The organism is Lysinibacillus sphaericus, from assembly GCF_006864135.1.
Classification (GTDB): domain Bacteria; phylum Bacillota; class Bacilli; order Bacillales_A; family Planococcaceae; genus Lysinibacillus.
In genome coordinates this window covers 62,633-88,584 of record NZ_SADV01000015.1, presented here as the reverse complement: position 1 = coordinate 88,584, position 25,952 = coordinate 62,633, and the positions used below count along the sequence as shown (strand labels likewise).

The following is a 25,952-nucleotide window of genomic DNA, read 5'->3' as shown; positions in this document are numbered from 1 at the left end:
ATTGACACAGATTGCTTGATGGGAGCTACAAAGTCTTTTGTTAAGCTGTGATTGAGAAAGTATAACAAAAGGACTTGTGTGTAATTTTACGCACAAGCCCACAGATTGATGTGTGATTTAATTCATTGTTTATCCTCTGAGGTTCTTCTACCTAACCCCCAGCCTACAAACACTCTTACAAACGCACCCATTACACTATATCGCATGATAGAAACTATGTAATCATATACAGGTAAATAGGTTGTAATACTAGTATCAGAATTTCGAGGTTTTTTTATGTAGAATGGTTGAGATGTTGGATAATATTACGTAAAAGTAACATATAGAATTAATCTAGTCGAGTGTATTATTTTATTGTAGAATAAGGAAGAGTTGAGTAAGTTAGAGGAGTTTGAAGAGATGAGTGAAAAAAAGAGTCAATGGTCTAGTAAACTAGGCTTTATTTTAGCATCGGCTGGAGCTGCAATCGGACTGGGGGCAATTTGGAAGCTTCCATATGTTACTGGACAAAGTGGCGGGGGAGCGTTTTTCCTAATTTTTGTTCTATTTACATTGTTGATTGGTTTACCGATGTTATTATCAGAATATATTTTAGGACGTGGTACACAGTCTGAGGCTGTGACTGCTTATAAAAAAATTGCACCTAGGAAAACAGGTTGGGCTTGGGTTGGTCGTATGGGTGTGCTCGGCTGTTTTCTATTATTAAGTTTTTACAGTGTTGTAGGGGGTTGGATTTTTATATATAGTGGCCTTGGTGTGACTGGGGCTGTTATTGATCCTTCCGTTGATCCTAGTGAACTATTTGCAAAGATTGTAGGAACACCTTGGATTACATTACTAGGTTTAGGGCTGTTTACGCTAGTAAATGTATTAGTTATTTCACTTGGTGTGCAAAATGGTATAGAAAAAGCCAATAAGTGGATGATGCCTTTATTATTTATTATGTTTATTGTGCTTGTTGCGAGGGCTTTAACATTAGATGGAGCAATGGAGGGGGTTAAATTCTTCTTATGGCCTGACTTTTCCAATATAACTGGAAAGGCTATATTAGAAGCGTTAGGACAGTCCTTCTTTGGCTTAGCGGTAGGGTTTTCTTGTCTTGTGACGTACAGCTCCTATTTAAAGAAAGATGTGAGCTTACCTAATTCCGCAGGCTCCGTTGTTCTTCTCACTGTGCTTGTATCGTTTTTAGCAGGATTAGCAATTTTCCCAGTTGTATTTGCTTTTGATTTAGAACCAGCATCTGGACCCGGCTTACTGTTTATGGTTTTGCCAACAGCATTTAGTCAAATGCCATTTGGTGAAATATTCTTAGCGATGTTTTTATTATTATTTTTATTCGCAACGTTAACTTCTTCATTCAGTTTGTATGAAATTATTGTAGCGGCATTTATGGAGAAGGGACGTATGTCTCGTTCTGCATTGACGATGCTACTAGGTGTAGTAGTCTTTATTGCGGCGATTCCTGCAGCGCTTTCATCAAGTACATTAGCTGATGTATCAATTTTTGGAAAAACGATTTTTGATGCAACTGACTTTTTAGTTTCTAATTTAATGCTTCCGTTAGGTAACTTATTGATTGCTATCTTTATTGCGTATGTAGTTGATAAAGAATTTGTGAAGAAGGAATTATTAATAGGAAGTCAAATGGGGCAGGGGTTCTATTCAACGTATCGATTACTGATGTTAATAGTAGTACCTTTTGTGATTATCGTTGTGTTTGTAAATATGCTTTTACAATATTAAAGTGAGTAGGTTGCGTTCCGTTTGAAGGGATGCAACCTATTTTTAATTTCTGTTTTTTGTACCGAAAGCGTAGCGATAGGTACGGAAGTCTCCCGTCTTGATAGGTGGTGAGATGTATACGCTTTTGAATTTACTTTTCAGCGGGTGTTCAAACATCTGCAGAGCGTCTCCCGCTTTTGGATAGAAACTGTCGCGTAAGTAAAAGGGGCTTTCTATCTATCTGAAAAAAAGATTAATATATTCGATAAAATGTATGTAATAAAACCTCACATGAATATTGCGTTTTCCATCTTTTTAATGTATTTTAAAAACAGTTATAAAAGAATTGTGTTAATTAAAATTACATTGGAGTGGTGAAGAATGGAACGTTATACAAAAGAAGATATTAAATACCGCGTCAAGGAAGAAAATGTAAAATTTATTCGCCTACAATTTACTGATATATTAGGAACAATAAAAAACGTTGAAGTACCAGTTAGTCAATTAGAAAAAGCATTGGACAATAAAATTATGTTCGATGGTTCATCAATTGAAGGTTTTGTACGCATTGAGGAATCAGATATGTACTTGAGCCCTGACCTTGATACTTTCGTTATTTTTCCTTGGACGGCTGAAAAAGGTAAGGTGGCTCGTTTTATCTGTGATATTGTTAGACCAGATAGTACACCATTTGAAGGTGATCCACGTTCCAATTTGAAGAGAGTTTTAAAGGAGATGGAGGAATTAGGTTTTAGCTCATTTAATTTAGGGCCAGAGCCAGAATTTTTCTTATTTAAGGTAGATGAAAAGGGGCAGCCAACACTTGAGTTGAATGATAGTGGCGGGTACTTCGACTTAGCCCCGACTGACTTAGGGGAGAACTGTCGGCGTGATATCGTATTAGAGTTAGAAGAAATGGGCTTTGAAATTGAGGCATCGCACCATGAGGTTGCACCTGGTCAACATGAAATTGACTTTAAATATGCAAGTGCGATCGAAGCATGTGACAATATTCAAACGTTTAAACTTGTTGTAAAAACGATAGCTGCACAGCATGGACTGCATGCAACCTTTATGCCAAAGCCACTATTCGGTGTTAACGGTTCTGGAATGCATTTCAACTTATCATTATTTGAAGGGGATAAAAATGCGTTTTATGATGAACGTGCACAATTGCAATTAAGCCAAACGGCGCGTAGCTTTATGGCAGGGATACTAAAACATGTACACGGCTTTACAGCAATAACAAACCCACTTGTTAATTCCTATAAACGATTAGTGCCGGGCTATGAGGCTCCTTGCTATGTAGCATGGTCTGCACAAAACCGATCACCACTTATTCGAATTCCAGCTTCACGAGGAATATCAACACGTATCGAGCTGCGTTCTGTCGATCCAGCAGCGAATCCTTATTTAGCAATGGCCGTTATTTTAGCATCTGGGCTCGATGGCATTCGCAAAGATCTTACACCACCAGATGCTGTAGATCGCAATATTTATAAAATGTCACGAGCAGAACGTGAATTGAATAATATCGACAACCTCCCATCGTCATTGGAATATGCACTCCTTGAACTAGAAATGGATCATACCGTACGTGAAGCACTCGGAGATCATATCTTTGAAAAATTCACGGCTGCTAAAGAAATAGAATGGAATAAATACCGCACACGCGTCCATAATTGGGAGCGGGAAGAATATTTGAAAATGTATTAGAACGGGAGTGTTGGGTCTAACACCTTTTTGAACTAAAGAAGAAGGCCATCCCAATTTTTCTTTAATTGGGGTAGCCTTTATTAGTTAGTTAGCTGACTTTGAATTATTAATTTGCCTTTTTCATTTAGTTCATATTTATAGATATAAAAACCATTTTCAGCGGAAAATCTAAAAATATCAGGCATTTCTAACCAGCCATCCTCAACTAATAGATGATCCTTTATCCTAAATTGTTTATAGTACTCATTTTCATTGAAATATAAAAATAGTTGATTATTAAAATCAGTGTTAAGATCACTTACACTATCAATATCCGAAACAACTTCTTGCGTATGATTTGTCAAAGCATCATAAAAAATTAGCTTTTCATCAGCAGTTGAAGGTTCAGAAGGGTCGTCAAATGTTAGATAAACCCATTGTTGATCATTTAGTAGTCTTGCTCTACCAATAAATTCATATGAACTATTATATTCTTTTATTTCTTTACTTTTCACATCATATAAATAGAGGTATCCAAAATGATCTTTTTTATCAGTAAATAATATTTTTCCATCCTTTGCAGACAAACTATATGTAAAGCTATTTAAATTAAATATACTTACTGTTTCGTCTGTTCTGAGATTCTTAAGCATAACTTCCGCTTTATCATCTTTTCTATCCATTCGAATCCAAGTGGCATAGTCTCCGATTAGAATGGGAAAATCATTAGTAACGTTTTCTTCATTTTCTTTTGTCAACGGTTGAATTTTTTTCGTCTTTAAATTCATAAAATATGGGTTCAATTGCCCCCCACTTTCATCGGCATCTACCCATACTAACCAATTATCATTTAATTCTATCCCTTGAACTGAGGGGAATTTGAATTGACTGTTAAAAATCGTTGAGTATTTTTGAGTCTTGCGATTGTATTGAACAATTTTATTATCAAGAGAAGGACTCTCTTGATCTACGCTCATATAAATATAGTTACCATTACCCCTATATGAGGTGATATCAGTAAAAGGTACGTCTACTGTTTTATTAAAATCTTTATCGATTATTTGATAATAATTTGAACTTTGTGGTTTCATTAAAGATCTATTTGACAGTACACCATTATATACGGCTTTAAAAACAATGAATAGGAATATAGCTGCACATGATAGTATTATTGTTCTCTCTATTATTTTCAAGTGAATCTCTCCATTTGAACTACGATATTTTTATAGACTGTGTTAATGTTTTTTTTTAATGAATTTTAGGGAAATGGTTTCCCAATCATATTACAACTCAATGGTTCATAAATGCCGCTATATGGATAAATATTTTACATAATCTCCGAACTGAGATAAATAATTCTTTAAATTGGTACCCACTTCATTCAAATCACCATATATATTTTGGTCTGCTAAATAAAAAGCATCCGATAAGTAATTCATTTCAACCTCTATCCACTTATTACTGTCTTCTAACTGTAAATGGTCACTTAATCGAAATAACATTGAAAAAACATCTGATAAGTTGTTGCTTGAAATAAAATAGTCATTCAGCAGTCCGAGTAATATCTTAGAAGGAAGGTCGTCATTATTTAAGCCTCCTTTGAACAAATTTAATTTCGAACAGACATCAATGGGTTTTTCCTGTGAAGACAATGAGATTGCAATTACTTCATAAGGTGGATTATCAAGGCGTTCAATAACATTATCAGCCCATTTAATCACATCCTGAACAGTATAAAAACCTATTATAATCCCTAACCTATATACTTCGGCTGTTACTTTTATATCCATACTAAAACTCCTTCTTTAGCAGTACCAGCTAAACATTAAATTTAGACAGATGAAAAATTTCAAAGATCTGTCATTTAAAACACAAAAGTTGTAAGCAAGAACTATTTAATATTATGTTTTGTACTGTCGCTACTACGATATCGATAAATAACAACCAACAACCAAGTAAGATAAATGGTTGTAACACCTTTAAAACGAAATCGAGGGATTCATCTTAATGCTCTAATCATCTCATGGTTATAATGGAATTTAAAGTATGTATTACCTAATATTCGGGTATAATAATCTTCCTACTCCTTTTGCGTTCCCGGCTACTACCGAAAATATTTTGTGACAAATACTTCCTTTTAATCTATGATTAGAAGAAAAGGGTGAAAATGTATGACGCAAGCGACTCAAGTAGTTACGATCCAAAATAATGATATTGTACAATTTGAACATGATATTAATAACGCTCTATTTGATTTAAGCGAGTATTTAATAGTTGATATTAAATACAATACGTTATATATAGGGGAACATACAGTTATACATTCAGCTTTAATTATTTATAAATGATTGATCCAGAGGGGGAAATAACTTGTCAAAAATATATTGGGTATCAATTGCTACAAGAACAGGTGATGAATCTGGAGTGGAGAAAAATGTCATTGAAAAAATATTTGCGAAGAAATCTAAACTCAAGCATTTTTTAGAACAAGAAGGCTATTGTAAGGCAGCGAAAAATCAATATATTAAAATTGATGATGAATTGATATATGAAGCTGCCGTTGAAAAAGTAAAAATGAAGTAATCATAATAGAAGAGTTATCCGCGGGTGAAAGGGAAATACCCGCGGTTGTGGATATGCGAGAGGTAATGCCAGGTAATAAGCTTTCGATAGGGTCTTCCTACCACCATCCATCCTAAGTCATGATGATTCAATTATTAAAACAATGATAATAGAAATTGTCTATCTTCAGGGAAGGTTAATGTTAAATCTAGTAATTCATCTTTTGATTTCCACGCAATTTCATAAATCAATTCGTCGGGATCATGTAGCGTCATTTGTCCACCCTTAACGATTGTTTCGAAATAGCGAACTTCTACTACATCATTATTTTTATGTAACACTTCTCTGACGATGTCTACTATAAATCCGGTTTCTTCATACACTTCGCGGATACAACATGTCTCAAAATTTTCAGTAGCTTCTATTCCGCCTGATGGTACTGCCCATGTTTTTGCTTCTTCTTTAGTTCCTTGCAAAACCATTAATAATTCATTGTCTTCATTTAAGCAAATTCCTGCAGCACCTCGCCATTTAACCAATATAAAAACCTCCAATCTAACTTTTTATTTATAATCTTAACCTATAATATCTAAAAATAGGTATTGTATTTGTTAATTATTTACATATCGGTCGATCCCCGTCGTTTCGATGATTCCATCCGTCGCTCTGGCGATTTTTAGCGGCGTTCTTCCCTTGGTTAGCGGCGCAACTGACACATTTAGTGGCGAAATCAAACACATAAGATGGACGATTTGACAAAACTAAAGTCAGGATTAAAAAACTTTTTATAGAATTTTACACAATATTAAGGACTTGACTATTCTTTCTGTTACTTCAATGGGTTCTTCCGTCGTTGGCGATTCTTTCCGTCACTTCGGCGAGTTCTTCCTTCGGTTTGGCGTTTCTTTCTGAAGATTGGGCGACTCTTTAGCGGCTCATTGGACGCCCCGAGGAAGCTTTGCTCTGTGCGAAAGCGCAGTGTAACGAAGCGACAGCGACAACAAAGCGCCCAGTCGAAACGGCAATCAACCTGACGTTATGGTGATAAGCAAATAAAAAATAAAGCTTTCATTTTTACCTGTCCAAAGTTAGCATAAAAAGACAGGAATAACTAATTTTGATGTTTTAAGCTATAACCAAGGAGTGAGAGCAATTGAGTTGGATTGAGTCGATTCAAAAAGCAATAAATTATATCGAAGAGCATTTATTAGATGACATCATAATGGAGCAAATTGCAAGAGAGGTAAATTCTTCGGTCTTTTATTTTCAACGGACTTTCTCGATTTTAACGGATATGTCTATTGCAGATTATATAAGACGTAGAAGGCTAACATTAGCTGCACAGGAGTTAATAAATACAGAACAAAAAGTAATCGATCTCGCCTACAAATATGGCTATGACTCTCCTGAAGCTTTCGCCAAGGCATTTCGTAAGCAACATAACCTAACGCCTAGTGAAGCAAGAAAGAAGCAAGGACAGCTACAATCATACAATCGCCTGGTCATCCAGGTAAGCCTGAAGGGAGCAGAACCAATGAAGTATAAAATCGTAGAAAAAGAAAAGTTTCAAGTGGTAGGGGTAAAAAGAACATATAATAGTCAAAATGGTGAGAACTTACAGGGCATTCCTCAATTTTGGAATGAGATGAATTCGAAAAACTTCGATCATCAACTTATCCAATTAAATAACGGAAGCATCAAAGGGGTGCTAGGTGTTTGTGTACCAAATACAGACCAAGGGCAAAATGGTTTCATTGATTACTGGATTGCTACGGATCATGTAGGGGAAGTGGGAGAAAATCTATTAGCGATGGAAGTACCTGCATCGAAGTGGGTAGTCTTTGAGGTGCATGGCCCTATGCCAGATGCTATGCAAAATACATGGAAACAAATATATTCAGAGTGGTTCCCATCCAATCCATATAAACCAGCAGGAACGGCTGAACTTGAAGTTTACCCTGATGAAGATGCATATAGCCCTGATTCATACTCTGAAATTTGGATTCCGATTCAATAATGATAAAATGGATTTGGTAAACGATTAGTTTGCCAAATCCATTTGTAGTGAGGATGTTCAATCTAAACACCTTAAGAGAAACTTTCGCTTTTTAAACATCCATATTTTGTATAATATTAATGAAGGAGGATGCATATGGACATAGATAGCATTATTTTCGATTTAGACGGGACACTTTGGGATTCAAGCAAAACAGTAGCGCAATCATGGACGCAGGTAGTTCAGAGGTCTCCTTACGGTAAAGGAAAAATAACCGAAGAAAATTTATCTAAAACGATGGGTTTACAAATTCAAGAAATAGCTGCTATATTATTTGATTATCTTGATGAAGAAAAGCAGATGGAGCTTATATTAGCATGCTGCCAGCAAGAGCAAGATGATTTATTACGCAATGGCGGTATTTTATATCCGCAGTTAGAAGAAACTTTACTAGCTCTTTCAAAAAAATTCCGCTTATTCATTGTAAGCAATTGTCAAGAAGGCTACATAGAAACATTTTATGCATTTCATAAACTAGAGAAATATTTTCTTGACTTTGAAAATCCGGGGCGTACAGGCTTGTCAAAAGGAGAAAATATTCAATTAATTATGAAAAGAAACCACATAAAAAAAGCTGTATATGTGGGAGATACGCAGGGAGATATGCTTTCTGCAAAGTTTGCAGGGATTCCTTTTGTTTTTGCTTCATATGGTTTTGGTAAGCCAGAGGAATATGACTATATCATCGAAAAGCCAATAGATTTATTAAAAATATTTTAAACAGAGTGTAGAGTCTGTCTTTTCTGACGGTCTCTATACTCTGTTTTGGCTACGAAGTACAAAACAAACCTCTTGGAAAGCTGAGTAGGAATTGAACTCGGACAAAAATCCATGTAACCTTGATTTTTATTTTGAAATTTGGATTCCGATTCAGTAATAGCAATTTATTTTAATAAAGAATAAACATTAATGCCATAAAAAGATTCTTTTGATTCTTCTTTTTCCTGAAATGTTCCTTCAAAAGTAAAATTCAATTTCTCTACTACCTTTATAGAATTTACATTACCAGGCTCAATTTTTGCTTCAATTCTATTTATGTTTAAAGTGGTGAAAGCATAATCAATTAAAGCCGAAATACTTTCTGGCGCATAGCCTTTTCCCCAATAAGCTTTAGCAAGATCATAGCCGATTTCTGCTGAGGCGTTAACTTCGTCAAATGCATTGAATCCACAAGAGCCGATTATCTCATTTGATTCCTTCTCGATAATAGTAAAGCGAATAGCTTTGCGCTCCTCAGCTAATTCATCAAAAAGCTTAATCATGTCATTCACTTGTTCTTCATGCGTAAAATTAGTGATATTCATAAATTTTGTAACTTCCGGGTCTGACCAAATTTTAAATAAACGATGAGTATCAACCATTTTCATTTTTCTTAAATATAATCTTTTTGTGTAAATTTGTTCTATCAATACTTTTACCTCCAAGTTATTAATGAAGTCTGGATGGAAAATATTGCTATCTGTGCATAATTCAGTCCCTTCAAATATTATGTACCCAGTATACAATATTTAAATATTAAACAATAACCCCAATAATTCCCTTAAACGATATTTATATATAAAGATATGCAGTTTATACAAAATCTTAATTCATAAAAAATGCTCACGGTGGAAAAATAACATCGTGAGCATTTTTTATGAGTTAAAAGAATCTATTACGCATTCCAAAGATATTGTAAAACAATTTAGCATCTCTTGCCATTTTAGTATTGGCGTTCATTTGTGGTCGTAAGCAATTTTGGAACATTTCATCGCAATATCTTGATCTACCATATCGAGCATAACATTCGTCATGTAATTTGCAGCATGAATCTACGGCATTGATAGGTCTACCTGGTCCTGAACACCCTGGTCCACAGTATTTATAACCCGGGTAGCAAAAACCAAATGTGCGGTATCTGTACATCATCTATTCTCCTTTATTAAAAAAATAATGATTACTATAAAATATGAAATTTTTGCTTGTAGGAGGGGATTAAAAACTAATGTAAGTGAAAAAAGCATTAACTGATGAGACAAATCTATAAATGTAAGGTTCCTGTAAGCTTTTCAAAAAACTACTGTAAGGATGAAAGGTTATGATAGCCATAGTTCGTAAAGTATGAAAGATAAGGAGTTTTAAGAATGAATTCATCCATTACTCAAAAAGAAAGAATCGTTTCCTTAGATATTATTCGAGGGCTAGCGTTATTTGGCATTCTGTTTATAAATGTAGCGGCCTACCAGATGATAGTAGAGGGAGGACCGATGCCTGACTATAGTGGAATTAACGGCATTATTGATACGCTCATTGATATTTTTATTGAGAAGAAATTCTTTTCCATTTTTTCATTTCTCTTTGGTGTAGGTTTTTACATTTTTGCTTCACGTGCAGAAGCGCGTGGCGATAAGCCAAGATGGCGTTTTGCAAGACGTTTACTAGCTTTATTATTAATTGGTATTGTCCATGTGTTTATTTTTTGGGGTTCAATCCTCGCTATCTATGCAGTAATAGGTTTTTTATTAATTCCTTTCTATAATGCAAAGGTTTCAACAATTGGTAAATGGCTATTTGCTATCATTGCCGTTCATGTCCTTAGCATTCTTGGACAACTATTTATGCCAAATCAAGGAGCATTATCGACTGTTTTTGGGATATTAGGAAATGATGCCGTTACTATTTTTATCATGTTTTTAACTGGTTTTTTAGCAGCAAAAGCTAATTGGATTAGTCATATTAGTGAATACTCAAAACAAATAAAGTGGCTACAATTTGTGACATTCCCACTCTTTGTTGGCATCTCTCTTTGGATTTGGTTTGCTGCTCAAGGGGAAGATCCACATCTACAATTGATTATTGGTTTAGGGGTAATTCCGACAACGTATTTTTATTTAACTTGTCTATTTGTTATGTTGGAGAATAAAAGCATCGCGAAGTTTCTTAAGCCAATTGGGCGAGTTGGTCAGATGGCATTTACAAACTATTTAGCTCAAAGTTTTATTGGTCTAGCTATTATGTCATTAATGGGGCTTGAAGTTGTTTCGCCTTCTGATGTAGTAATCATCGCAATCTTAATTTTTATCATTCAAATTCTCTTTAGTGTCATTTGGTTCAAATTCTTTAAAATGGGGCCATTTGAGAAAGTATGGCGCTTTATGACCTATGGAAGAAAAACAGTGCCGAATAAGTAAACGATTTGTACGAAACTCCCTTGCGGTAAATGATTCCAATCCGTCAGGGAGTTTTTAGTGCTATGATAATGTATGAATTTGTAAAAAATGAAACCTGAAGAAGTAGACATCCGTAAAATAGGTATCGACATAAAGGAGAAATAGGATATGGCAAAACAAATGAAAAAATACATAACAGTCACAACAGCGTCATTTATGGCTATGCAATTAGCCGCGTGCGGGAATACAGAAACTCAGACTGTCAAAGAGTCTACTGCCATTACAGATAATACAACGGAAGAAAATAATACTTCAACAGCAGGGAATGGTTTACAAAGTGTCTATGACAGTGACATGGCAAATTCATGTAAGAAATGGAAAGAAAATGATGATGGTTCGTTCGAATGTTTAGATGAAAATTCGCCGTATTATGCACATCATTTCTTCAATGGACTTATGTATGCAACTACCGGTGCGATGATAGGAAGTGCTATTTATAAAAGTCGCAATTTAAGAAATGGTACAGACAGAGAGGACAAAGGTGGTGGTTCAGCAGTACCACGAACGAATTATAGCAATACGAGCGACAGTAAAAATGCGAATTCTAATGGAATTACGACGAATGGCTCTCAAAATCCGTCTGGTACAACATCTAGTAGCTCAAATAACTCAACAACAAATAGTTCAAATTCAAATACAAGCGGTTCCAAGTCTTATTCGAGTGGCAAGCGTTCATACTCAAATAGTTCAAGTTCATCAACGAATAGTTCTAATTCTTATTCAAATCACTCATCATCTAGCACAGGGAAATCAGGCTTTGGCTCAGGTGGTGCCTCTCGAGGTGGCTCTTCATCTTCTTAAAAGGAGAAATCAATATGGATAAATATTTTCAACAACGCCAAGCATTTTATTCTCAATTTCCTAATTTCTTTCCTGACTTTGAGGATCTTGAGTATGCCTTGTACGATGTACTAGATTTACCCAAAGAGAAAATCGATGAAATTAACTATGCATCTACTATACTTTGGAAAATATTTTTAAAGGTTGGGAAACAATTTAAGCATTTATCGGATGAACAACTTTTAGCACTAGGCATTCGTTCTGAAATGCTACCATATATTCAATTAGATTATTTACAGCAACAATCGATACTGGCTCGCTTCGATTTTATTTGTTCAGAGGACGGACAAATAAAATGTCTTGAATTAAATGGTGAAACGCCATTTCTTGTCCAAGAAACCTTTGAGATCAATGAAGCGCTTTGTCAGCATTTAGGATTTGATAGTCCGAATGATGTTTCAGCATTACATAAATCCTTGTCTGGTGCACTCTTTGCGGCTATGCATTATTTAAATGATGTAAAAAAACCTAAAATTGTCATTACAGGGAAAACGGCCGCGGAAGATTATGAGGAATATTGTCAGGTACAGTTTTTAAAGAAATGTATACCTTTTGATGTGGAGTATGTTCCTATTCAAGAGCTAATCATTTTTTCTAGTAACACTGCTAATATAGCTCGAGGCCTTTATACACCTGCCATGGAGAAAATTGATATTTTATATCGTCCTGCACACCCAGTAGAGTTTTTAATAGATGATATGTCTTCCGATGGTGATCGTATTGGCCTACATTTACTGGAACTCGTAAAAGATGGACAGCTAGCTATTATCAATGCACCCACTGCATATGTATTGCAATCGAAAATTTTATTATGGTTAATTTGGGAACGCAAAAATGATCCGCTTCTTTTTAATGCAGAAGAACGAGCTGCTATTCAGAAATATATGTTGCCAACGTACCTTTCGGCAGAACTATTTGTACAGGAAAACTTGCCGTTTGTAAAGAAACCTGTCTATTCTCGGGAAGGGAATACTGTAGAAATCTATGCAGGGGATGGTACGAAAACAAATGCTTCTGCGTATACCCATTATAATGATAATTTGTTTATTTATCAGCAGTATGTGGAAATGCCCTCTATAACGATAAACCTAAAGGATGGATTACAAACAAAGAAATGGTTAATCGGCTCATTTATCGCTGATAATCGTGCATGTGGCTTATCTTGTAGAGTAGGTAATCAAATTACAGAATGGGATTCTCACTGGTTAGCTGTTGGATATAAGAAAGAAAATTAACTAAAAAACGGCGAGACTTTTAATAAAGTTTCGCCGTTTTTTATACTCTATTACTCATTCCAGCCTTTACAGACGTTAATCCATTCTTGATAGGGAGTATAGGTTTCTAATTCAGAAATTGTAAGCTCAATGGCGGAGTTGCTACTACCACATGCAGGGAATACCGTTGTGAAGCGTTTAAGTGATTCATCTAAATAAATAGCAACGCCCTCATTCACGCCGAAAGGACAAACACCTCCTACATCGTGTCCGATCTTTTCAAGAACTTCATCTTTCCCAAGCATCTTTGCTTTTGTACCAAAGGCCGCTTTAAATTTTGCATTGTCGACTTTGGCATCGCCTGCAGCAACAATTAGTATCGCGCCATCGTTCACGAGAAACGATAAGGATTTCGCAATGCGTTCAGGCTCGCAGCCAAGTGCCTGTGCTGCTAGTTCAACGGTCGCCGAGCTTTCGTTTAGCTCCTGTATTTTGTGTTGCACATTCCATTGTGCTAAATGTTCACGTACTTTTTCAATTGCCATATGTAATACCTCCTTACAATACTTCATTTTATTTTAACATAATTTTCAGAATATATAGTTGTGTTACTTTTCGAAAATAACCTATTATATAAATATGGTATAAAATCACTCTTTTGGAGGTGGAGTCGTTGATTATGAAAGTGCTACAGTCTCTTTTTGTACTAATAGGATTATTATTTTTCACAGGAGTAGTTGCGTTGTATTTAATTATTAGTGGTGGGCTACATTTTAGTGGACTACTCTTAACCGTTCCGATATGTTTATTTGTCCTATTTATTTGTTTAATTTTTGATTGGTTGACAACGACAAAACGGAAGATATGGTTAGCTGGACTAATGGGCATTGCGTTGTTGCTTGCCTCGATTAAGCCTATTCAACATTACTACAAAATGAGTATTCCAACCGTTGATGCAGAAATTGATGTGTCTGCCTATCAACCATTTATAGAGCAAAATAAAGTAGTAAAGTCAGATACAAAGGCTTCATTGCAATTAGTTGTTGACTCACTACCTCGCTTAGATGGGGCGACGGCGATGTATCCACTGTATGCTACCTTTGTAGAAGCGACCTATCCAAAGGGTTACTATCCATATGATAATAGTAGAGTAATGGTGAGTCGTACACCTGAAGCTTATCAAAATTTGATTTCAGGAGATGTTGACCTGATTTTTGTAGCGGCGCCATCTGAATCACAAAAGAGGCAAGCTGAGATGGAAGGTCTTACATTTGACATGACCCCCATTGGACGAGAGGCATTTGTCTTTTTCGTCAATCATAAGAACAGCGTAGAAAATTTATCATTGGAGCAGTTAAAACAAATATACGCTGGGAAAATTACGAATTGGCATGAAGTCGGTGGTGAAAATGCTGCGATTCGTGCTTTTCAGCGCCCAGCAGATAGCGGAAGCCAAACAGCGCTTGAAAGAATGATGGGAGATACACCAATCATGGAAGCACCTGCTGAAAATGTTGCAACAGGTATGGGTGGTATTATTCATGAGGTATCACAATATCGTAATTATAAAAATGCCATTGGCTACACGTTTAGATTTTACTCAACAGAAATGGTAAATAACCACGAAATTAAATTATTGTCCATTGATGGGATTGCGCCCACAAAGGAAAATATTCGTAAAGGCACATACCCACTCGTATCTGAATTTTATGCTGTAACAGCAGGAACAGATAATCCTAATGTAAAGAAGTTTATCGACTGGATTGTCTCAGACGAGGGGCAAGCACTAGTTGAAAAAGTTGGTTATGTACGAGTAGAAAATGATTGAATAGTTTGCTATACTAGTAGCACAATCAAATATGTTAGTTTTCTAGGGTTCCGTAGCAAAGCTAGTCTGGTCCGAGAGAAAACCACAAATTGATTTTGTGACACGGAAGGATAAAAGCCTGGGAGATACTGTTTACAGCAGTGTTCCTTAGGCTTTTTTTATTTGGCTACTATTTTTATTTGGCTACTGTTGAAGGGAAGTTGTAGAAAAAACGCAAGTCAGATTTCTGGTTACCGAACTACTCGGATAGGTCAGAATACCGTCTTAAAGAACTGCCCAATAATAGTATCCTTATGTGTTTAACTATAAAATGGAGGAATTCGCAATGAACAAACAATGGTTAAGTGTCGTAATTGCTGCTTTTTTTGAAGTCGGCTGGGTTATTGGCTTAAAGCATGCAGGGAATGCATTCGAATGGATTGGAACCGCGATTGCAATTTTTGTTAGCTTTTATTTACTAATTAAGGCTGGGGAAAGCTTGCCAGTAGGCACTGTTTATGCAGTATTCGTAGGCTTGGGGACAGCGGGTACTGTATGTGCTGATAGCTTACTGTTTGGAGAACCATGGAAATTAACTAAGATTTTATGTGTTGTCGTTTTACTTGCAGGTGTCATCGGCTTAAAGCTTGTGACAGGGGATGTTAAAGAAAAAGAGGTGAATGAATAATGGCATGGTTTGCATTAGTAGTCGCGGGGCTATGTGAAATGATGGGTGTTTATATGATTAGTAAATATAATAATGCTAAAAGTATTAAAAATTTACTGTTATTGATTTTTGCGTTTACCTTGAGCTTTGCTGGCCTTGCATATGCCATGGAAACATTACCGATGGGTACAGCCTATGCCATTTGGACTGGCATTGGAGCGGCTGGTGGTGCATTACTCGGTATGGTGTTGTTCAATGAATCTAAGGATTGGAGACGTATTGTTTGCATTACTCTTGTTTTAGGTGCAGCTATTTGTTTGAAATTATTATCTTAATAAAAAACACTAACTTGAAAGATAAAATAAACCCACCAGTTACTGAATTATAACGGCAACTGGTGGGTTTATAATTTCGAGAGACTATTCAAAGTTACAGATGAACTAAGGAAGATAAGAGATGTTAATAGAAAGAATTCTTCCTGTTTTATTCCATGCTTTTAAGTGATTCAATCATATCAATTTTCTTTACAGTTTTTCTTAAAAATATGTTACATAAAATAGTAACAATAAAAGTGATGATTACTGGATACAGTAAAGATCCTAAATCTAGTGTGATAGGAAACACCATATTATCAAGAGTGAATTTCTTTATAATGAGCATATATAAAGCAATCCCTACCGGAATTCCAATAATTACCCCAAAAATAGTAATAAAAATATTTTCCATAAAAATAAGCTTATTTATTTTATTTCTTTGGTAACCTAGTACCTTTAATGTTGCCAGTTCACGAATCCTTTCAGTTATATTAATTACAGAAATGTTATATATTGCTGCAAAGGATAATACTATTGCACAAATAATTAATACTACAATCATATTATATAGATTTTGTAGACCGTCTTCAGTAAGCTTCTTAATTTCATTTTTAGACTTAACTTCTTTTAGATTCCCCATATTATTAAAGGTTTTATAAATTTCATCCAATTTGGTTGGGTCTTTTCCTTGAATTAGAAGTGTGCTTGGTTCATAAAAAACGCCCAAATTAGATAAGAGCTTCGGTGTAGCGAATATTTCTTGATTTAAATACTGTTCAGATATATTAGAGATTTTTACTTCTATAGATTTCCCTTTATACTTTGAATCTATTAATTTTAATTGAAGTGAATCCCCAATAGATAACTTATATTTATCTGCAAATCTTTTAGCGACTATAACACCTTCATCATCTAGAGGTAATATTTTTCCTTCCTTATTAAAATTATTTATTAAATTATTTTCCTTATTTGTAATTAGCAGATTGCTATCTTTTTTATCTTCAATATTAGTAATAACTACGCTAGTTTGAGCTAGTGTATTAAAATTAATATCATTATATGGGATATCGCTACTTAAATTTTTAATAGGTGTTTTATACACAACTCTAAGATCATAATTATATACATCATTAAATTGCTTATCTATTAATAATTGTCTAGAGCCCTTATACCCAAAAGCAAGTATCAATAAAGTTACACAGCAGACAACCCCTAAAGAACTGTAAATAGCTCTTTTCTTGTTAATAAAGATATTTCTTAAAATAAGTTTATTACTGTAAGAAAGCTTTCTCCAAAACGTTGTATTTCTTTCAATTAATATTTTTTTAACTTTTTTAGGAGGTTTGACTCTTAATGATTCAGTAGTTTTTTCCTTTAAAATTATTTTACAAGACATGAATGATGCTAAAACACCAAATGCAATGGAAAAAATTATAGCGATTAAAATAAAGATGTAATATATACGAATTTCAAAACCAGGAAGTGAAATTATTGCTCTTACCTGGTCCATAAATATTTTGGGAAAGAATATTGACCCTAACAATGATCCAACAAGTCCACCAACAAATCCAATTATTATTGCATATCCAAGATAATGAGTTACTATTTTTGAATTTTTAATACCTAATGCTTTCATGATGCCAATTTGGGTTCTTTGTGAATCTACTAATCTGGACATTGTTAAAAAGGTAATGATAGCAGCGACTAAAAAGAATATAATAGGCAATATTTTTGCAAGTTCTTCTTGTTGCTTTATTTCACCGGTAAACTGTTTATAACTTAAATTTAAGTCTCTTTTTAATGTATAAAAATAATGTAAACTAGTTGAACTTTTTTCTATCTCATTTTCAACTAAATTTAAGTCTATTCCATCCTCTACATCTATAACGACTTCATTATAAATATTTTCCCCTATAATATTTCTCATTGTTTGTTCTGAAACGTATGCTATTCCGTATTCTTTATGGTTCGGGGGGAAATCTGAGGTATCTCTAGATTTTATTGTATATTCGGAACTTTCGCCGAATCCGCTTATTTTTAACGTGATATCTTTATAAGCTGTGCTTAGGTTTATCTCATCACCAACGGAATAATTATGTTCTTTTGCATAATCTGTATCTAGTACAATTGAATGAGAGTCTGTTGGTTTATTTCCTTCAATCATTACTATTTGATTAATACGATTATTTTGAGGGAGTGAATGTAGCTTTAAAGTCGTTTTTACATTGTCAAACTTTTGATTTGCATCTAAAACAAAGCGTCCTTCAATATTTTTAATACCATCAATTTCTCCTAATTTTTGGACATCTACAGGAGTTATATTGTCATAGTAAACCCATAAATCAGCTAGGTTCGTCTTTTCAAAATATTCAGAGGAATATTCACTTAGGTTTTTTGAGAAAGTTGAAAAACCTGCAAAGAAAAATGCTCCTACAATAATTACTAACGTAATTGCAATAAATTGCCCCTTATATAACCTTAGGTCTCTTATTAATTTTTTAAATAATTTATTCATTACCATTCAATATCCTTTATAGGTTTTTTATCCTTATTTATAGTAATGTCCTCAATAGCACCACTTTTAACTTTTATTACTTTGTCAGCCATAGGGGCAATAGCTGAATTATGTGTTATTAAAACGATACATTTATTAGTTTCTCTATTTATGTCTTCAAGAAGTTGCAATACTGATTTCCCTGTTTTATAATCTAAAGCTCCTGTTGGTTCATCACAAAGTAAAAGTAATGGATTTTTAGCAATTGCTCTAGCTATTGCAACCCTTTGCTGTTCCCCACCGGAAAGTTGAGAAGGGAAATTATTCATTCTGTCAATTAAACCAACTTGTTTTAAAGTTTCTTCAGGATCTAAATGATTTTTAGAAACCTCAACTGCAAACTCAACATTTTCTAAAGCAGTAAGATTAGGTATTAGATTATAAAATTGAAACACAAAGCCAATTTTTTTTGCTCTGTAGTCCGTAAGTTTTTTTTCATTAAACTCTGTAATATCCTTTCTTTCCACGATTACCTCTCCAGAAGTAGGAGTATCCATGCCACCTAAAATGTTCAATATTGTACTTTTACCGGCACCACTTGCACCAAGAATGACAACAAACTCCCCCTCATCAATAGTAAAATTTACTTCATTCAATGCTATTATCGGGACTTCACCTATTACATATTCCTTGGTAATATTTCTAAATTCAATTAAATTATTAGTCACTAATGTTTGCCTCCTCAGTAAAATGAAATAAATAACCAATAACTTTATTTTCTTGAGGTCATTGAAAGTATGTTATCCCTCCTCATTCCATGTAAATTAGTTATGTTAGCTTTTATTTTTAAACTGAAAATATTTTTTTAAAGGGTTAGACAATAGATCACTTTGGTTAATTTTTTCGAATGAATAATGTCCTATAAATATAATGGATATAATCGGTAATCCAGTAAAATTTATATGGTGCATGAAGGATTTAAAAAGGGAAGTATAAAATCGGTAAATTGAAAAGATTCTAACATTTCGCAACAATAGGAATATATCATATTGTTTTTTTATAATCAACCTATTTTGTAAATAAATAGAAATAATCAAAAAATGACAGCATCTTATTCAATTAGATAAAATTAACAATTCTGTTTGATTAACCAAAAAAGCTGTGATAACATTTTAAATATAAAAAATGGTAATAATGATTATATTTATGGGGGGCTGTAATTATTATCCGGAACAAAAGGATGGTGGTGAGTAATATTTAAAGTTTAATGTTAATTAAAAGTTATACTAAGTGCTTAGAATTTTTTCCTCTTACAAAGTCGTAAAATAAAATTTTCACCTAAACGGTAAGGTAAGTTTAGATGACCCATTTTCTATGTCGATAATTAAGAAGGAAAATATATTCTTAGTCTTTTTTTTATCCTTATAAATAATCTGAATTCTTTGATTATGATGGGAGTCTAGAAGTTTCTGTAAGACAAAATTAAGGTACAACAAATTTATTTAAACAGTCAGGGAGTTAATCTTAGATAAAATATCTTAACGAAGGGAATGTATTTAATGGAAATAAATATTAAATATTCAAAGCAAAATATTCAATCGTATTTAGTCGATTTGATTGAGGATATATTAGATTTAAATATTTCTCGCTATGATGAGCCATTTACTGATTTAGGTCTTGCCTCAATTGACATTCCGTTATTTATTGAAAAAGTGTCGAAAAGATTTGGAATTAATATTCAAGTATCCTCGTTATTTGAATATCCGAATATAAATGAATATACGGATTATTTATTTAATGAGTTAAATAAAGAAGAAAAAACAGTCAATAATTCTATAGACAGTGATTTACATGCTACTGACAAAGATTCTATAGCAATCGTTGGAATTAGTTGCCGTTTCCCGGCAGGAGCTAATAGTCCAGAGGAATATTGGGATATATTAATGAATGGGAAAGATGCTATCTCCAATATGCCAGAAGAGAGATGGGAGATAGAAAAATTTTATAGTTCGGATAAACGTGAGCCTGGGAAATTGTATACAAAAAAGGGAGGATTCCTAAATATCCCAATTGATGAATTTGACGCAAAATTTTTTAATATATCTCCTAAAGAAGCTTATGCTTTAGACCCTCAACAAAGAATGCTATTAGAGCTAACTTGGGAAGCTTTTGAAAATTCAGGGATAAATATAGGTAATTATTTTGGTAGTAATACTGGTGTATATGTAGGTATTGCAGGAGAAGAATACTCATTTGCACATTATAAATCAGGAGATTTACGTAAAATAGATGCATATTCTCTAACTGGAACAACTTTCAGTACAGCTTGTGGAAGAATATCCTATACTTTTGGCTTTGAGGGACCTTCAATGGTTCTTGATACAGCATGTTCTTCTTCTTTAACAGCATTACATGTTGCATGTAAAGCGTTGGAAGCTGGTGAAGTAGACACGGCAGTAGTAGCAGGAGTTAATTTGATGATTTCTCCAGCTATTCATGTATGTTTTTCTAAATTAGAAGCTATATCTGAAGATGGACGTAGTAAAAGCTTTGATGAATCTGCTAATGGATATGGCAGAGGAGAAGGTGCTGGCGTTATTATTTTAAAACGACTAAAAGATGCTGAAAAAAATGATGATAATATATTAGGTGTAATTCGCGGTACCGCAGTAAACCAAGATGGTAAAAGTAATGGATTAACAGCACCAAATGGTTTAGCTCAAGAAAAAGTTATTAAAAAGGCATTAAAAGATGCCAAATTAAATGAATCGGATATTGATTACATTGAAATGCATGGAACTGGTACAAAACTGGGGGATCCAATAGAGGTAAAAGCAGTAGTTGAAACGTATGGTAAAAATAGAACGAAAGAAAACCCATTGAAAATTGGTTCAGTTAAATCAAATATTGGTCATTTAGAAGCAGCTGCGGGAATGGCTAGTATTATAAAAGTACTTTTATCATTTAAAAACGATGTAATTCCAGGAAACTTGTATTTTAAAAATCCAAATCCATTTATTCAATGGGATAAATCCCCGGTAAAAGTGGTGGAAAGTAACGCTGATTGGAAAAATAATGGTGAAAAAAGAAGAGTGGGGATAAACGGTTTCGGATTTGGGGGATCAAATGCTCATATTATTATTGAAGAGCCTCCAAAGAAAAAATCAGTAATAAAAAACAGTAATGACCTAGTCTATATTTTAAAGCTATCAGCAAAGAGTGAGAGATCATTACGAAATAATATTCTAAATTATTTGAATTATATGAAGAGTGATAGTGTGAATATAAAAGATGTTGTTTATACAAATAATCTATCTAGATTTGATTTTGATTATAGATTCACTGTTTCTGGAAGAACAAAGGAAGAAATAATGAATAGGATGGAATCTTATTTAATTAACGGAAATAAAATAGGTATTTCTACCAATGTAAATGAACCAATAAAATTCCAAAAAGAAACAGAGGTTGTATTTTTATTTACAGGTCAAGGTTCCCAATATGTAGGTATGGGGAAAGAATTATATGATAACAACCCAACATTTAGAGAAGTATTTGACGAATGTGATAAATTATTTAAACCATTTCTTTTAAAATCATTAGTAGATCTTATTTATAGTGGAAAATGTACAAATGAAGAAGTGGAAAAGACTTTGTATGCACAACCACTAATATTCACAATTGAGTATTCCATTTGTAAAATGTGGGAGAAGATGGGTGTTAAACCTAGCATTGTTTTAGGGCATAGTATAGGAGAGTATGCAGCAGCTGTTGTAGCAGGAATAATGAATTTAAATGATGCAGTAAAGTTAGTTGCAATAAGAGGAAGACTAATGGATTCAGCACCTGGAGAAGGAGCTATGTTATCAATATATGCAAATGAAAAAATAGTGAATAAATTAATAGAAAAATATGATGATGCATTATCTCTAGCAATTTATAATGCTGAAAATAATATTGTTGTATCAGGTGAGAAAAATACTATTGAAGAGCTTGCAAAAGAAGCTGAAAAACAAAAAATAAAGGTAGCTAGATTATATGTATCCCATGCGTTCCATTCAAACTTGATGGTACCTATATTAGAGGATTTCAAAGAGATTGCATCACAGGTGAAATTTAAGCAATCAAGAGTGAACTATATTTCTTCAACCTTTGCAAGAGCAATAGGGGAAGAAGAGATTTTAGATGCTAATTATTGGACAAACCATATTAAAGAAAAAGTTGATTTTTATCATTCAATTACTTCAATAAAGGATGCAGAAGATAAAGTATTTTTAGAGGTTGGAGCAAATAAAACTTTATGTGCTTTGTCAAAATTATCTTTAAGGGGAGATATAAAATTATTAAACTCTTTAGATATGAAGAAAAGTGACTGGGAACAAATCAGTTATAGTTTAGGGGAACTGTATTGTAGTGGTGTAAAGGTACTTTGGGATAAGTTCGAAACAAATATTAATAAAACATATAACCGAGTTCAATTACCTACGTATTCATTTGAACGAAAACCATATTGGATGGAACCTGTGTGTTCTCATGAAAAAAAATTACCTGATCAAATAAGGAATGATTATCATCCAATTATTGGGCAGAGATTTAGTACACCACAATTAAAAAATAGTTTAGTTTATCAGAACTCCTTTACAATGAATTCTCCATACTTTATGAAAGAGCATATTATTTTTGACACGGCAATATCTCCTGCTGCTGCGCATATGTCAATGCTTGTATCAATTATTGAAGATTATTATAAATCATCTGTATGTACTATTGAAAATGTTGAATTCCATTCACCTTTAATAGCAAGTAAGGGTGATGAAAGAACAGTGCAAATATTAATAGAAGATATCCATGAAGAAAGAAAGAAGTTTCAAATAATAAGTAAAGACAGTAAAGCGGAACATGGAGATTGGTCTACACATTGTCAAGGAAGTTTAACTGTAATAAAGGACGAGACTTCTGAGAAAAAGATAAATATAGATGATCTAAAAAATATGTTTTCGGAAGACTTATCAGGTTTCAATATCTACGATGTGATGGGCAAATTTGGCTTTAATTTAGGCGAAGGTTTTAAAAGAATTAAGAGAGTATGGAAGGGAGAAAGTGAAGGGGTCTGCTTAATTGATCCGAAGATAGAAATTCCAAATAAAGAATCCTATACATTATATCCAGGCTTAATAGATTCTATATTCCAATCTGTGTTCGCTGTATCTGAACTAAGTAGAAAAATGAATTCTGAAAAGACAACAGATGTGCTTAAAACAACAATTCCCATCTCATTAGGGAAAATTAAGTATTTCTATAAAGACGCAGAAAGTTATTGGTGCCATGTAAAGGTTAATAATAATCAAAAAGAAGGGGTTAGTGGAAATATTGATGTTTATAATGAAAAAGGTGAGATTGTATTTGAGATAGACAACATTATGGCAAAACTCACAGATCGAAAAAGCCTGCTAAAGGAACTAAACTATAGTGGCGATCAAATGCTTTATAACGTTGAATGGGTGGAAAAATCACTTGGAAATATTGAAGTTAAAAGTAATGAAAAATTCATTATTTTTTCAAATAATAACGAAATCTGCAATAAAATATCTGACAAGTTAAGTTTACTTGGAATGGATTCTATTAAAGTCCTATCTGGTAAAAAATTAATGGAACTGGATGATAAGACTTATTGCATTTCCGATAATGAAAAAGAAGATTTTTACACACTATTTAAAGACATTGTATATAAATTTGATAATGAAAAGTTTAACATTTTATTTATTTCTGAATCTAATGAAGAAAGCAACAATCAAATAACTTTAGAGACATTGAAAGAAAAGACAGCTTGCAGTCAATTATTGCATCTTGTACAAGCCATAACTGACTTGAATTTAGTTGAAAAAATGAACTTAAAAGTATTAACAAATAACGTACATGATTTAGACGATAGTCCAATTTCTATTTATCAATCAACTTTATGGGGCTTTTCACAAGTTATTAGACTAGAATTTAATCCATTATGGGGAGGAATCATTGACGTCGATAGTAGCATGATTAATAAGGAAATTGATGATGTCATTATAAAAGAAATAATAACAAACGATGAAAAACAAGTTTGTTTAAGAAACAATAATAAGAGATATGTTTCAAGATTGGTCAAAAATACCTATTCTAAGAAAAACCATAAAAATCTTGATATAGCAATAAAGTCTGAAGCAACGTATCTCATAACTGGGGGAACGGGTAGTATCGGAATGCTCTATTCAGAGTATTTAATAGAAAAAGGGGCACGTAATTTAGTTTTGTTAAGCAGAAATAAGCCCAAGGGGGATATTCTTGACAAGGTAAAGAGTTGGGAAGAAAGAGGCATAAAAGTACTTATATGCCAGGTTGATGTGAGTAAAGAATCAGATATTTCTGCTTTAATATCTGATATTACTGAAAATTTCCCGGAGATAAAAGGCGTAGTTCATGCAGCTGGTATTTTAGATGATAGGCTTATAAGAGATCAATCATGGGAAAGTTTTGAGCAAATGTTTATGAGTAAGGTTTTTGGAACATACAATTTACATCATTCATTAAGGAATTGTGAGTTGGACTTTTTCGTTATGATGTCATCCATTGCTTCAGTAATAGGGAATATAGGCCAAGCAAATTATGCAGCCGCTAATTATTTTATGAACATCTTTTCTCAATATAGAAGAAAATTAAACTTACCTGCAATATCGATTTGTTGGGGACCATGGTCAGAGATAGGAATGGCATCTAGGAATGAAGGAAATATGAAAAGAATAGAGAAACAAGGAATATATAGCATTAGTACGGAATTAGGGATGAAAATGATTGATAAATTATTTAATATAAATCATTCATCTATATTGGTCGCTGACATGAACTGGGATTTATATAATGAAAACACTAAATTAGAAGAAATAACGACATTTTTATCAAAACTAATAAATTTAGATAATGTTATTAATAAAAAAGACAAGACAAATAGTGAGATTAATATCTTATCAATTTTAAGGTCGTTAAAGTTTTCCGAAAGACATGATTATTTACAAGAAAAATTGAAAAATATTGCCGCGACTTTAATGGGGTTTGAAGATGCATCCCTTTTAGTATTAGATCAATCACTAACAGAACAGGGCGCGGACTCGTTAATGATCTTCTCTATGAGAAATGAAATAAATAAATTAATAAGTAAAGAACTTGATATTTCTGTATTTTTTAATTATCCATCCTTAAAAGAGTTAAATGATTATCTGCTCATAGAAGTTATATCTTTCGAAGAAGAAATTAGTGAAAATGACATAAATAATGACGACTTAAATACTTCTGAAACGATAGATGACCTTTTAGCAGAAATAGAGTCTTTAGTAGACTAAAA

21 protein-coding genes and 1 riboswitch are annotated in these 25,952 nt (G+C 33.4%); of the genes, 13 read left to right on the top strand and 8 right to left on the bottom strand.

The window, feature by feature from the left end:
* Positions 1-399: 399 nt before the first annotated feature.
* The gene (locus C7Y47_RS16565) at positions 400-1,746 is read left to right on the top strand and encodes a sodium-dependent transporter (RefSeq protein WP_142509784.1); all 1,347 of its coding nucleotides are present in this window, start codon (positions 400-402) and stop codon (positions 1,744-1,746) included.
* Positions 1,747-2,106: 360 nt separating this feature from the next.
* Positions 2,107-3,441, top strand: coding sequence for a type I glutamate--ammonia ligase (gene glnA / locus C7Y47_RS16560; RefSeq protein WP_142509783.1), 1,335 nt, complete (start codon positions 2,107-2,109; stop codon positions 3,439-3,441).
* 80 nt (positions 3,442-3,521) lie between these two features.
* On the opposite strand, the gene C7Y47_RS16555 is transcribed toward glnA, so the two are convergent.
* Positions 3,522-4,613, bottom strand: coding sequence for a hypothetical protein (locus tag C7Y47_RS16555; RefSeq protein ID WP_142509782.1), 1,092 nt, complete (start codon positions 4,611-4,613; stop codon positions 3,522-3,524).
* Between the two features lie 117 nt (positions 4,614-4,730).
* Complete coding sequence (locus tag C7Y47_RS16550) at positions 4,731-5,210, bottom strand: hypothetical protein (RefSeq protein ID WP_142509781.1); 480 nt, start codon at positions 5,208-5,210, stop codon at positions 4,731-4,733.
* 381 nt (positions 5,211-5,591) lie between these two features.
* Between C7Y47_RS16550 and C7Y47_RS16545 the strand changes: the two genes are divergently transcribed.
* Complete coding sequence (locus C7Y47_RS16545) at positions 5,592-5,768, top strand: sporulation protein Cse60 (RefSeq protein WP_132363113.1); 177 nt, start codon at positions 5,592-5,594, stop codon at positions 5,766-5,768.
* Between the two features lie 22 nt (positions 5,769-5,790).
* Positions 5,791-6,003 carry a hypothetical protein gene (locus C7Y47_RS16540; RefSeq protein ID WP_142509780.1) on the top strand — a complete coding sequence of 71 codons (213 nt, stop codon included), beginning with the start codon at positions 5,791-5,793 and terminating at the stop codon, positions 6,001-6,003.
* A gap of 134 nt (positions 6,004-6,137) precedes the next feature.
* On the opposite strand, the gene C7Y47_RS16535 is transcribed toward C7Y47_RS16540, so the two are convergent.
* Positions 6,138-6,521 carry an NUDIX hydrolase gene (locus tag C7Y47_RS16535; RefSeq protein ID WP_142509779.1) on the bottom strand — a complete coding sequence of 128 codons (384 nt, stop codon included), beginning with the start codon at positions 6,519-6,521 and terminating at the stop codon, positions 6,138-6,140.
* A gap of 614 nt (positions 6,522-7,135) precedes the next feature.
* Between C7Y47_RS16535 and C7Y47_RS16530 the strand changes: the two genes are divergently transcribed.
* Both C7Y47_RS16530 and C7Y47_RS16525 read left to right on the top strand, forming a co-directional pair.
* Complete coding sequence (locus C7Y47_RS16530) at positions 7,136-7,999, top strand: AraC family transcriptional regulator (RefSeq protein WP_142509778.1); 864 nt, start codon at positions 7,136-7,138, stop codon at positions 7,997-7,999.
* Between the two features lie 135 nt (positions 8,000-8,134).
* Positions 8,135-8,758: an HAD family hydrolase gene (locus C7Y47_RS16525; RefSeq protein WP_142509777.1), complete on the top strand. Its 624-nt coding sequence runs from the start codon at positions 8,135-8,137 to the stop codon at positions 8,756-8,758.
* Positions 8,759-8,922: 164 nt separating this feature from the next.
* Here C7Y47_RS16525 and C7Y47_RS16520 read toward each other — a convergent pair whose 3' ends face one another.
* Together C7Y47_RS16520 and C7Y47_RS16515 are read right to left on the bottom strand one after the other, a co-directional pair.
* Complete coding sequence (locus C7Y47_RS16520; RefSeq protein ID WP_142509776.1) at positions 8,923-9,447, bottom strand: GNAT family N-acetyltransferase; 525 nt, start codon at positions 9,445-9,447, stop codon at positions 8,923-8,925.
* 232 nt (positions 9,448-9,679) lie between these two features.
* A complete protein-coding gene (locus C7Y47_RS16515; RefSeq protein ID WP_142509775.1) occupies positions 9,680-9,943 on the bottom strand; it encodes a Parvovirus coat protein VP1-like protein in 264 nt (87 codons plus the stop codon).
* Between the two features lie 218 nt (positions 9,944-10,161).
* Between C7Y47_RS16515 and C7Y47_RS16510 the strand changes: the two genes are divergently transcribed.
* The 3 genes from C7Y47_RS16510 (at position 10,162) to C7Y47_RS16500 (ending at position 13,322) form a co-directional block, all read left to right on the top strand.
* A complete protein-coding gene (locus tag C7Y47_RS16510; RefSeq protein ID WP_142509774.1) occupies positions 10,162-11,208 on the top strand; it encodes a DUF418 domain-containing protein in 1,047 nt (348 codons plus the stop codon).
* A 147-nt stretch (positions 11,209-11,355) separates the two neighbouring features.
* A complete protein-coding gene (locus tag C7Y47_RS16505) occupies positions 11,356-12,048 on the top strand; it encodes a hypothetical protein (protein ID WP_142509773.1) in 693 nt (230 codons plus the stop codon).
* Positions 12,049-12,062: 14 nt separating this feature from the next.
* Positions 12,063-13,322 carry a glutathionylspermidine synthase family protein gene (locus C7Y47_RS16500; RefSeq protein WP_142509772.1) on the top strand — a complete coding sequence of 420 codons (1,260 nt, stop codon included), beginning with the start codon at positions 12,063-12,065 and terminating at the stop codon, positions 13,320-13,322.
* A 50-nt stretch (positions 13,323-13,372) separates the two neighbouring features.
* Here C7Y47_RS16500 and C7Y47_RS16495 read toward each other — a convergent pair whose 3' ends face one another.
* Positions 13,373-13,846 (bottom strand): YbaK/EbsC family protein, encoded by a 474-nt coding sequence (locus C7Y47_RS16495; RefSeq protein ID WP_132363093.1) that lies wholly within the window; start codon positions 13,844-13,846, stop codon positions 13,373-13,375.
* Positions 13,847-13,980: 134 nt separating this feature from the next.
* Between C7Y47_RS16495 and C7Y47_RS16490 the strand changes: the two genes are divergently transcribed.
* The 3 genes from C7Y47_RS16490 (at position 13,981) to C7Y47_RS16480 (ending at position 16,110) form a co-directional block, all read left to right on the top strand.
* Positions 13,981-15,129, top strand: a complete 1,149-nt coding sequence (locus C7Y47_RS16490) for a PstS family phosphate ABC transporter substrate-binding protein (RefSeq protein WP_255505226.1) — start codon at positions 13,981-13,983, stop codon at positions 15,127-15,129.
* A 31-nt stretch (positions 15,130-15,160) separates the two neighbouring features.
* Positions 15,161-15,256, top strand: a riboswitch (guanidine-I (ykkC/yxkD leader).
* Positions 15,257-15,454: 198 nt separating this feature from the next.
* Positions 15,455-15,796, top strand: coding sequence for a DMT family transporter (locus C7Y47_RS16485; protein ID WP_142509771.1), 342 nt, complete (start codon positions 15,455-15,457; stop codon positions 15,794-15,796).
* Positions 15,796-16,110 (top strand): DMT family transporter, encoded by a 315-nt coding sequence (locus C7Y47_RS16480; protein ID WP_142509770.1) that lies wholly within the window; start codon positions 15,796-15,798, stop codon positions 16,108-16,110. Before C7Y47_RS16485 ends, C7Y47_RS16480 begins: the two co-directional genes overlap by 1 nt.
* Positions 16,111-16,258: 148 nt before the next feature.
* On the opposite strand, the gene C7Y47_RS16475 is transcribed toward C7Y47_RS16480, so the two are convergent.
* Both C7Y47_RS16475 and C7Y47_RS16470 read right to left on the bottom strand, forming a co-directional pair.
* Entirely contained in the window at positions 16,259-18,604 is a 2,346-nt protein-coding gene (locus tag C7Y47_RS16475; protein ID WP_185903516.1) for an ABC transporter permease, read from the bottom strand.
* On the bottom strand, positions 18,604-19,311 hold the full coding sequence (locus C7Y47_RS16470) for an ABC transporter ATP-binding protein (protein ID WP_142509768.1): 708 nt from the start codon (positions 19,309-19,311) through the stop codon (positions 18,604-18,606). Before C7Y47_RS16470 ends, C7Y47_RS16475 begins: the two co-directional genes overlap by 1 nt.
* Before the next feature lie 831 nt (positions 19,312-20,142).
* Between C7Y47_RS16470 and C7Y47_RS16465 the strand changes: the two genes are divergently transcribed.
* Positions 20,143-25,950 carry a type I polyketide synthase gene (locus tag C7Y47_RS16465; protein ID WP_185903515.1) on the top strand — a complete coding sequence of 1,936 codons (5,808 nt, stop codon included), beginning with the start codon at positions 20,143-20,145 and terminating at the stop codon, positions 25,948-25,950.
* The last annotated feature ends 2 nt before the right edge of the window (positions 25,951-25,952 follow it).

Excerpts from the sequence above, each read along its gene's own strand:
- glnA (WP_142509783.1), top strand. The coding sequence starts at position 2,107 with ATGGAACGTTATACAAAAGAAGATATTAAATACCGCGTCAAGGAAGAA.
- C7Y47_RS16545 (WP_132363113.1), top strand. The coding sequence starts at position 5,592 with ATGACGCAAGCGACTCAAGTAGTTACGATCCAAAATAATGATATTGTA.
- C7Y47_RS16500 (WP_142509772.1), top strand. The coding sequence starts at position 12,063 with ATGGATAAATATTTTCAACAACGCCAAGCATTTTATTCTCAATTTCCT.
- C7Y47_RS16525 (WP_142509777.1), top strand. The coding sequence starts at position 8,135 with ATGGACATAGATAGCATTATTTTCGATTTAGACGGGACACTTTGGGAT.
- C7Y47_RS16495 (WP_132363093.1), bottom strand. The coding sequence starts at position 13,846 with ATGGCAATTGAAAAAGTACGTGAACATTTAGCACAATGGAATGTGCAA.
- C7Y47_RS16485 (WP_142509771.1), top strand. The coding sequence starts at position 15,455 with ATGAACAAACAATGGTTAAGTGTCGTAATTGCTGCTTTTTTTGAAGTC.
- C7Y47_RS16510 (WP_142509774.1), top strand. The coding sequence starts at position 10,162 with ATGAATTCATCCATTACTCAAAAAGAAAGAATCGTTTCCTTAGATATT.
- C7Y47_RS16490 (WP_255505226.1), top strand. The coding sequence starts at position 13,981 with ATGAAAGTGCTACAGTCTCTTTTTGTACTAATAGGATTATTATTTTTC.
- C7Y47_RS16550 (WP_142509781.1), bottom strand. The coding sequence starts at position 5,210 with ATGGATATAAAAGTAACAGCCGAAGTATATAGGTTAGGGATTATAATA.
- C7Y47_RS16565 (WP_142509784.1), top strand. The coding sequence starts at position 400 with ATGAGTGAAAAAAAGAGTCAATGGTCTAGTAAACTAGGCTTTATTTTA.
- C7Y47_RS16465 (WP_185903515.1), top strand. The coding sequence starts at position 20,143 with ATGGAAATAAATATTAAATATTCAAAGCAAAATATTCAATCGTATTTA.
- C7Y47_RS16475 (WP_185903516.1), bottom strand. The coding sequence starts at position 18,604 with ATGAATAAATTATTTAAAAAATTAATAAGAGACCTAAGGTTATATAAG.
- C7Y47_RS16480 (WP_142509770.1), top strand. The coding sequence starts at position 15,796 with ATGGCATGGTTTGCATTAGTAGTCGCGGGGCTATGTGAAATGATGGGT.
- C7Y47_RS16505 (WP_142509773.1), top strand. The coding sequence starts at position 11,356 with ATGGCAAAACAAATGAAAAAATACATAACAGTCACAACAGCGTCATTT.
- C7Y47_RS16515 (WP_142509775.1), bottom strand. The coding sequence starts at position 9,943 with ATGTACAGATACCGCACATTTGGTTTTTGCTACCCGGGTTATAAATAC.